The following is a 7956-nucleotide window of genomic DNA, read 5'->3' as shown; positions in this document are numbered from 1 at the left end:
CCTCCGGCGGCCCCTGCGGGGGGCTGGAATAATGAAAGTCAGAACAGCCAGAAGAGAAGTCAGACCATCCCGGTCGGACTCAAGCCAATAGGCCTCCTCGAAAGCCGGTGCGGTTCAGACAGGTTGCCGGCCTCCAGCGCGGATTGCAGCGCCCGCACGTCCTTCGCACTCGGTGCGACCTTGATCTGCGCAATCGCCGCCGTGGTGTTGCCGGCTCGCAGCAGTGCAAGGACCTTGTTTACCCATTCGTTCGGTCGTGCCATGAATTGCGCCAGTTGTGCATCGGACGACCAATGTACCTCTACGACTGCGAGGCTGCCGGAGGCGAAGGCGTGCCTTCGACCTGCATCGACTCGATGCTCGATTTGGCGCGCTCGATGCGACGCTCGAACTCGGCGTGGACAAGGTCCACAAGGGCTTCGGCCTAGTCGCGCGGTACGCGCCACTCGCCAGTGGACGAGATTTGTAGTTCGAGCAGGCGGCGCACGCAAGCGACGGCGCGATACGCCTCTCTTGCCGAACTGAGTTCGGCAGTGGCCTTCGCGCCGAGCGCGACAAGATCGCCGATGACCTTGAGCGAGGTCTCGCCGTCGGGGGGACTGTGGGGGAGGCGCGCGGGCGCGCAGATAGGGTGGACCAAGGATGGCCTCCAAGCGGGTTCGGTTTGCAAAAACCACCGCACCCAACGTCAATTGGAGGCGGCGGCTCGAACGAGTTGACGTACCGGGAACCCGCTTGCGCGAACCGGCGAGCCTTGCGGCTCCACGCCCGAGCCGCCAAAAAATGGGAGGCGCGAACAAGGAAGCCGCAGACATTTGCGGAATGGCTGCGGCTTGCATCGCAGCGAGTTACTCGAGACGTCAATCCCGATCACGCCTTTTTTTGACGTGATGAGGCAAGTATATCGACGGCCTGCGATTGCCCAAGCGCCTGCATGGGCTACGCTGCGTCCATCGCGACGCATTCAAGACCCTGATGACTGAAATTCAAAAGCGGATCACCGACAGCTTCGACGCACAGGGCCTCATGAAGACCATCGGTGCGCGGCTGGCCTTGGTGGAAGAGGGCGAGGTTCACATCGCCCTGCCGTTCTCGATCGGTCTCTCGCAGCAGCACGGATACCTTCACGCAGGCGCGACGACGAGCATCGTGGACAGCGCCTGCGGCTACGCCGCGTTGACGAAGGCACCGCCCGGCTTCGAGGTGGTCACCGCGGAGTTCAAGATCAATCTGATGCGACCTGCGCTCGGCGAACGCTTTCTGGCGATCGGGCGCGTACAGAGTGCCGGCAAGCTACTGACTGTCTGCACCGGCGAAGTTCGAGCGTTCGCGGGCAGCGGGGACGCCTTCAAGGTCATCGCGCTCATGCAGGCCACCGTCGCCAATGTCCGGCGGTGACGGCACATCAGCGCGTCGACCTTAGCTCAGCAAATCGACGCAGCGGTGGTCTTCCACCGCGTCCCGGATGCGCATGAGCTGTGGCCACCAGACGTAGGCCGACATCTTTCTCGTGAATCGGGCGATCGGCGTTCGAAGATGAAGAAGCACCGCAAGCCGATAGTCCTCCTGAAGTGAGTAGAGAACCCTTGTGGCGTTGTCCAGGGCATCGCCCGCCTGATCGAACATTCGCTCCGCGGCTTCCTGCAATTCGATAGACCGCAGCCGCTGCACAAGCGTCGGGGTGCCGCTCAACAAGTCCGTGTCTTCCCATCCCGCCGCGTGAAACTGAGCCAACGCTTCGACCAGTCTTGCGCATCGCGCAAAGGTCGGCGGCAAGGGGGCTTCACTGGGACGTTCATGTGAACCCGAGAGATCTTCCATCAGCAGCCAGGTTCGTCCGCTCGGCTCGTCCGTCCCACCAGCGAAGAAGCGAGGAACAGCCGGGCAGTCGAGGCGATTGGCGACGGTTTGATAGAACGGCAGTTCTGCCTGTCCGAATCCGGCGTGCGACGCCTTCAGCACGGCCTGGGCGGGAGCGGCGGCCCCTGGGGTCCATGCCAATGTCACGCCGATCAGTTCGGACAGGTAGCCCGGCGCATCGACAGGTCTGGCGGTTGCTGAAAGCAGCCGTGCACCTGAGAGGTCGACCTGCCGTGATATTTGCGCCATCAACGGCTCTATCGCGAGCAGCCGCGTCAGCAATGAACTGTCCAACACCACTCCTTTGAAAGCTGGCCGCATTCTGCCTCTGGCCCCGTCCCGAGGACCGGGTCAAACGCGCAGATCCGCGGTTGAAACGACACGAACCCTCGGCCCGAAACTGCTGATGTTGGCAAGCGTTTCGTTGTGATGCCGGATCACCTGCGTTGCGGACAAGTGGCGGTTGCCTTCGCTGGTATGCGCATCACCGACGAGCACGACGGGGAATCCCAAGGCCAGCGCCCTGCGTGTGGTGGTGTCGACGCAGAACTCGGTATGCATCCCGCAAACCACGAGGTCCGTGACCGCGTGGTCCCGGAGGATCTGCTCCAGCGCCGTGCGATGAAAGGCGTCGGGCGTTGTCTTGCGAATGCGGATGTCCGTCGCATCCACGTGAAGGCCATTGGCAAGCTGCCACGCGTCTGTTTCGTACTCCAGATAGCCGGTCGTTGATTCGTGCTGGATGAAGACCACCCTGCCGCCGGCGGCGCGGATCTTGGCCGAGACCTGGTTGATCCGGTCGATGACCTGTTGCGACTCGAAGGCCTGGTGCTCGCCTTCGCAAAGGCCCTGCTGGACGTCGATGACGAGAAGTGCTGTGGTCATGGTTTTCGCTCGAATGAGGGTGGCAGCGAGCCGGGCGCTGTTGACGGGATCATGACGCAGAACGTCCTCGGCTCTGCGCCGGCAGCGTGCTTGGGCGACGAGCGGCTATTTGCCGCCACCACCGCCACCACCACCGCCACCGCCACCACCGCCACCGCCACCGCCGCCACCGCCGCCGCCGCCACCGCTGCCGCCACCGCCGCCGCCGCCACCGCTGCCGCTACCGCTGCCGCTGCCGCCGCCGCCGCCGCCACCGCCACCGCTGCCGCCGCTTGATCCACTCGACCCGCTCGACCCACTCGACCCGCTCGATCCACTCGACCCGCTCGATCCACTCGATCCACTCGACCCACTCGACCCACTCGAACCGCTCGAACCGCTCGAACCGCTCGAACCGCTCGACCCACTCGACCCACTCGAACCACTCGAACCACTCGAACCACCGCTCGGGCCACCAGCCTCGACCACGACCCGATCAATGACGATCCGGCGTTCCGCATCCATGCGGCCGGTCGCGCGCACGAGCTGATTGACCGACAGGTTCGCGAGCGGCCCGCCCGCCCCGCGTGCCGCCGGATCGAGCTGCAGGCTTCCCTGGCCGAGATTCAAGGTTCCGCCGCCCAGCTCCTGCACATAGCCTTCCAGGACGACGTCATTCACAGGTCCGAGCTGCTCGCGCGTCGGATCGGGCGTGATGCGCTGCGCCCTCAACTGCGTGCCGTCCCATCTGCCGGCCACCAGCACCTCCTGGCCTCGCTCGATCCCGTTCGGCCTTGCCTGTGCACTGAACTGCACCCGCGTTCCGCCGACCTGCATGGCCTCGGAAGTGACGACGTTCACGCGACCCGCGACTTGCGCCAGACGCCCCGGCGAGGCGGGCAATGCCGCGACGTGCGACACCGCGAGCACCCCATCCGCCTGGCGGTGCCCGCTCAGCCGTACCCAGTCGCCCCTTCGCATGCCCACCAGGGCCGAGGCGTTCAGCAGCTTGACGTTCTCTCCAAGCAACCGCAACGTCCCCGCGCTGGCGTCGACGGATTCGATCGGCCCCACCAGCGCGTGCTGAACGGCGATCGTTTGCGCACGCAATGCGCTGCCCGCACCGGTGGCCCGGACTGCGACCACCTGGCCCACTGCGAGGTTGCGCGCTGAGGCGGGCTGGCCGTTTTCGGAGACGGGCGTGTCCGTATCGAAGTGCACTTCCATGCCTGCGACGCAGATGCTGGCGAACCCCGTGATGATCCCCACGATGCCGGTACCGCCGATGCCGCCTGTCGGTTCGTTCGCCCGGGCCGTGGCCCCCGTGCCTCCGATCCCGCCGGTGGGGTCCTTGGCGTTGCGCGCCGTGAGCCCGGTGCCGCCGATGCCTCCGGTGCCGCCTTCACCTTCGCCGCTGCTGCGCGCGCCGGTCTGCGGCAACGCGCTCGCGCCTTGAGCACGTGACCCCAGCGCCGGGTTGATCGGCGATGCCCCTGTCTCGCAGATGCCTTATGCTGCGGCGGACGCGCCCAGCAGTGCCGCCAGGATCGCGCACGCGATCGGGCGCAGAAGGCGCGCGCTCATTTCGTGCCTCTCGTGGAGGCTCTTGCCTTCGCGGACGAACTCGGCGAAGGCGGCAATGGCGCGGTTCGCGCAGGCTTCGCGCGGGTCGGCCGGGCAGGGGCCGATGCCGCCTCCGCCTCCGCGATGTCGGCGTCCGGTGCGGCTGCCGGCGCATCGACGTCCTGCGCATAGAAGTAGATGCCGAAGGTCATGCGCTGCCGCGGTGCCGCCGCCGATTTCCGCTTCGACATCGCGAGCGCGCTCTTGTTGACAGCCACGAGCGCCTGCATCCCGAGCTTTTGCGATTGGTCTGCGAGTTGCACCACCGCCTGTTCACTCAGGCCGTCGTAGTGCACGCTGCGTTCCATGAACGGTGGCTTGCCGCCCGAAAGGTTGTGCACCGCTGCCGCCGCATGGTCGTGAAGGTTGTGGCCGAGATAGAAGCTCATTTCGTCCATGCCCTTGGTGGGCACGAAGGCGCCGACATTGAGGCAGACGCGTCCCTCGTCATCGATGTGAACGACGCCCAGGCGTATCCACTCGTCCAGCACCACGCGCGGACGAATGTCCCGGTTCACGCGAGCGACCAGCGCTTCGAACGAGATGTCCGCCCCCTCGCTCACGAAGCGGGCCAGGGGACGGGGTTTGCCGGCCTTGTCGACATAGGGCGACGCGCTCATCCATTGCCCCACGACCTGCGCACCGAGCGAAACCACCTCGGGCGTGGTCTCTTCGCCGGAGTCCAGCGCCTGGCGCAAGCGGCTCACTTCCTTGCGATGCACACCGGACAGCAGGCTCACCCGGCTGTCGGTGGGCAGCTTGCCGTCGAGCCGGAAGTCCCGATCCGCCACCTCGACGAACAGCGACTTCAACAGCTCGCTGACATAGGTGAAGGTCATTCCCCGGGAGAGCATGAGCTTGACCAGAGGGCGCAGGGCGTGCCGCAGCGCCTGGACGAGCGCGCGTGGGGGTGTGACTTCTGAGGGTGGAGTGTCAGGCATGGCTCGGATGGCGAAGGCTGGGGCGTGAAAACGAGTCTAGCCGTTTTGTGGGAAATATTTCCACGGCGATTGACGTGGGTAAATTTCCCACATATGCTGAGGCTCAGGCGTGGGAAAGTTTTACACGTCAGTGATCCCGCCGCCAGCGCCGAAAGACGCGACGGAGGTTTTCGGTCCCCCAACTTTTTTCTGGAGAACACCATGAGCAAGATGAGAAAGATGACGCGAGCTGCCTTTCTGACGATGGCGCTGAGCTTTGTTGCGGCCTCGGCACTTGCGCACGGCGGTGGTGGTGGCGGAGGAGGTGGAGGTGGAGGCGGCAGTGGCGGCTCCGGCTCCGGCTCCGGTTCAGGTTCAGGTTCAAGTTCAGGTTCAAGTTCAAGCGGTAGTTCAGGCGCGAGTTCTGGTGGAACAGGATCCTCTTCGAGCGGACCGGGCTCCGGTGGCGGCGGCGGCGGCGGAAACAACGCTGCGGCCAGCGCCGGAAACGTTGGCGCGGGGCATGGCGTCGGACACGGCGCGGACGATGCTCCGGGGCATGACGCGGCGCATGGCGTCGGGCACGGCGCCGACGACGCGCCCGGACATCGGTAGGGCAGCGCGAAGATCCGGACTGTCATGACCCTGCCACAAGACCTCGTCAACATCCTCGGTAACTATGCAGGCACGACGGGTGCTCCTGAAGGGCGGATTCATGACATCGATGATCAGAGTGGCAGTGGCAGGCCTGGCCAGCTGCCTTTTCGTGACGGCGGCCGGCGCCGCGGAGCCGGTTCGCAACGTCATCCTCTTCGTGGCCGACGGCCTCCGGCACGGCATCGTGACCGAGCAGAACGCGCCGACGCTGACGCAGGTCATGCGCGAAGGCGTCGCCTTCCGCAACAGCCATTCGATCTTTCCGACCTTCACGACAGCCAATGCCTCCGCGATGGCGACCGGGCACTACCTGGGCGACACCGGCGACTTCAGCAACACCATCTACACCGGCAAGGACGCGCTGACGACCGCGAAGGGCAGCGTCACGCCCTTCCTCGAATCCGATCCGATCCTCGGCGAGATGGACCAGCGCTTCAATGGCAACTACCTGAACGAGGCGTCCGTCCTCGCGCTGGCCCGCGAGGCGGGGTTCAACACCGCGACCATCGGCAAACTGGGGCCGGCGCTGATCATGGATCACGCCAGCCGCGGCCCGGAGTCGATCGTCATCGACGATTCGACGGGCAAGCCGGCCGGCGTGCCCCTGCCGCCTGCCGTGCAGGATGCGCTGAAGGCGGCCGGCCTCGGCCTCGAAGCGCCGACCCGTGGCGCCAACGGCAGCTCGGGCTCCGCGCGGACTCCCGGAACGCTGTCCGCCAACGTGAACCAGCAGGCCTACTTCGTCGCGGCGACGACGACGGCGGTGCTGCCGCTGCTCAAGAGCCAGAGCAAGCCCTTCGTGCTGGTGTTCTGGTCGCGCGACCCGGACGGCACGCAGCACAACCAGGGCGACAGCCTCCTGCAACTGACTCCCGGCATCAACGGACCGACCTCGCTGGCGGCCGTGCGCAATGTCGACAACAACCTGGCGTCGATCCTTTCGGCACTGAAGTCGCAGGGCCTCGATGCGAGCACCGACGTCATCGTGACCTCCGACCACGGTTTCTCGACGATCTCGAAGCAGAGCGGCACCAGCCCTGCGGCAAAGGCCAGCTACGCCGATGTGCCTGCGGGCCTGCTGCCGCCCGGCTTCCTCGGCATCGACCTGGCGACCGCGCTTCAATGGCCGTTGTTCGACCCGGACCGGAGCGGCGCAGCGGTGGCCCCGGGCACACATTCGGCGGCCGGCAATGCGCTCATTGGCACGGACGCCGCGAACCCCAGCGTGGTGGTGGCTGCGAACGGCGGCTCCGACCTGGTCTACCTGCCTGGCGAAGACCGGGCCTCGATGGCGCCGAAGGTCGTCGAGGCCTTGCTGGCGCAGGACTACGTGAGCGGCGTCTTCGTCGACGATTCCCTGGGCAGCTTCGCGGGGACATTGCCGCTGTCGGCGATCCACCTGAGCGGCGGCGCGGCCACGCCGACGCCGTCCATCGTGGTGAACTTCCGATCTTTCCACGTCGACAGCCCGGCGTGCCCGACCTACCTGACATGCACCGTCGAAGTGGCGGACACGGCGTTGCAGCAGGGGCAGGGCATGCACGGCACCTTCAGCCGGGCCGACACCTTCAACTTCATGGCCGCCATCGGCCCGTCGTTCAAGCGTGGCTACGTCGACCGCATGCCGGTCAGCAATGCGGACATCGGCCAGACGATCGCCAGCTTGATGCACCTGCCGATCGACAGCGGGCGCAAGGGCCGCCTGGTCGGCCGGGTGCTCGAGGAAGCCACCGCAGGCGGTCGCGAAAGCCGTGTCGTCAGCGGGCAGCTGGTCTCGACCGCTTCGCCGACGGGCCTCAAGACCATCGTTCACTACCGGCAGGTGGGTGGCACGCGCTACTTCAACGCGGCCGGCTTTCCGGGGCGCACGGTCGGCCTCGACGCCGCCGGCCGGCCCGACCATCTGGATGACGCCGTCAACAGGTCGCGTGTCGCGTCGCGGAGCGAGTCGCCGGAAAGACGACCGACTTCGCCACGCCCAGAACTCTAGGACGCCGGGCCACTGCCGCCTGCAGCGCGTCGATCCGCTCCA

8 protein-coding genes are annotated in these 7956 nt (G+C 66.3%); 2 read left to right on the top strand and 6 right to left on the bottom strand.

Features of this window, described 5'->3' with window-relative positions:
* Nucleotides 1-59: 59 nt before the first annotated feature.
* Both ACSFBL_RS26610 and ACSFBL_RS26605 read right to left on the bottom strand, forming a co-directional pair.
* Nucleotides 60-263 carry a hypothetical protein gene (locus tag ACSFBL_RS26610; protein WP_435518826.1) on the bottom strand — a complete coding sequence of 68 codons (204 nt, stop codon included), beginning with the start codon at nucleotides 261-263 and terminating at the stop codon, nucleotides 60-62.
* 161 nt (nucleotides 264-424) lie between these two features.
* Nucleotides 425-640 carry a hypothetical protein gene (locus ACSFBL_RS26605; protein ID WP_435518825.1) on the bottom strand — a complete coding sequence of 72 codons (216 nt, stop codon included), beginning with the start codon at nucleotides 638-640 and terminating at the stop codon, nucleotides 425-427.
* A 335-nt stretch (nucleotides 641-975) separates the two neighbouring features.
* Here ACSFBL_RS26605 and ACSFBL_RS26600 point away from each other — a divergent pair, with 335 nt between their 5' ends.
* Nucleotides 976-1398, top strand: coding sequence for a PaaI family thioesterase (locus tag ACSFBL_RS26600; protein WP_435518824.1), 423 nt, complete (start codon nucleotides 976-978; stop codon nucleotides 1396-1398).
* 21 nt (nucleotides 1399-1419) lie between these two features.
* Here ACSFBL_RS26600 and ACSFBL_RS26595 read toward each other — a convergent pair whose 3' ends face one another.
* From ACSFBL_RS26595 to ACSFBL_RS26580, 4 genes are all read right to left on the bottom strand, one after another.
* Nucleotides 1420-2154, bottom strand: coding sequence for a phosphotransferase (locus ACSFBL_RS26595; RefSeq protein ID WP_435518823.1), 735 nt, complete (start codon nucleotides 2152-2154; stop codon nucleotides 1420-1422).
* Between the two features lie 57 nt (nucleotides 2155-2211).
* On the bottom strand, nucleotides 2212-2745 hold the full coding sequence (locus ACSFBL_RS26590) for a cysteine hydrolase family protein (protein WP_435518822.1): 534 nt from the start codon (nucleotides 2743-2745) through the stop codon (nucleotides 2212-2214).
* Between the two features lie 105 nt (nucleotides 2746-2850).
* Nucleotides 2851-4164, bottom strand: a complete 1314-nt coding sequence (locus tag ACSFBL_RS26585; protein ID WP_435518821.1) for a DUF5666 domain-containing protein — start codon at nucleotides 4162-4164, stop codon at nucleotides 2851-2853.
* 140 nt (nucleotides 4165-4304) lie between these two features.
* Nucleotides 4305-5288, bottom strand: coding sequence for a DUF6502 family protein (locus tag ACSFBL_RS26580; protein WP_435518820.1), 984 nt, complete (start codon nucleotides 5286-5288; stop codon nucleotides 4305-4307).
* Between the two features lie 694 nt (nucleotides 5289-5982).
* On the opposite strand from ACSFBL_RS26580, the gene ACSFBL_RS26575 reads away from it, so the two are divergent.
* Nucleotides 5983-7914, top strand: a complete 1932-nt coding sequence (locus tag ACSFBL_RS26575; protein WP_435518819.1) for an alkaline phosphatase family protein — start codon at nucleotides 5983-5985, stop codon at nucleotides 7912-7914.
* Nucleotides 7915-7956 lie beyond the last annotated feature (42 nt).

It is taken from the genome of Variovorax glacialis (assembly GCF_051216375.1).
Classification (GTDB): Bacteria; Pseudomonadota; Gammaproteobacteria; order Burkholderiales; family Burkholderiaceae_C; genus Variovorax.
Note: the sequence above shows the minus strand (reverse complement) of the source record. Positions and strands in the feature narration are given on the sequence as shown.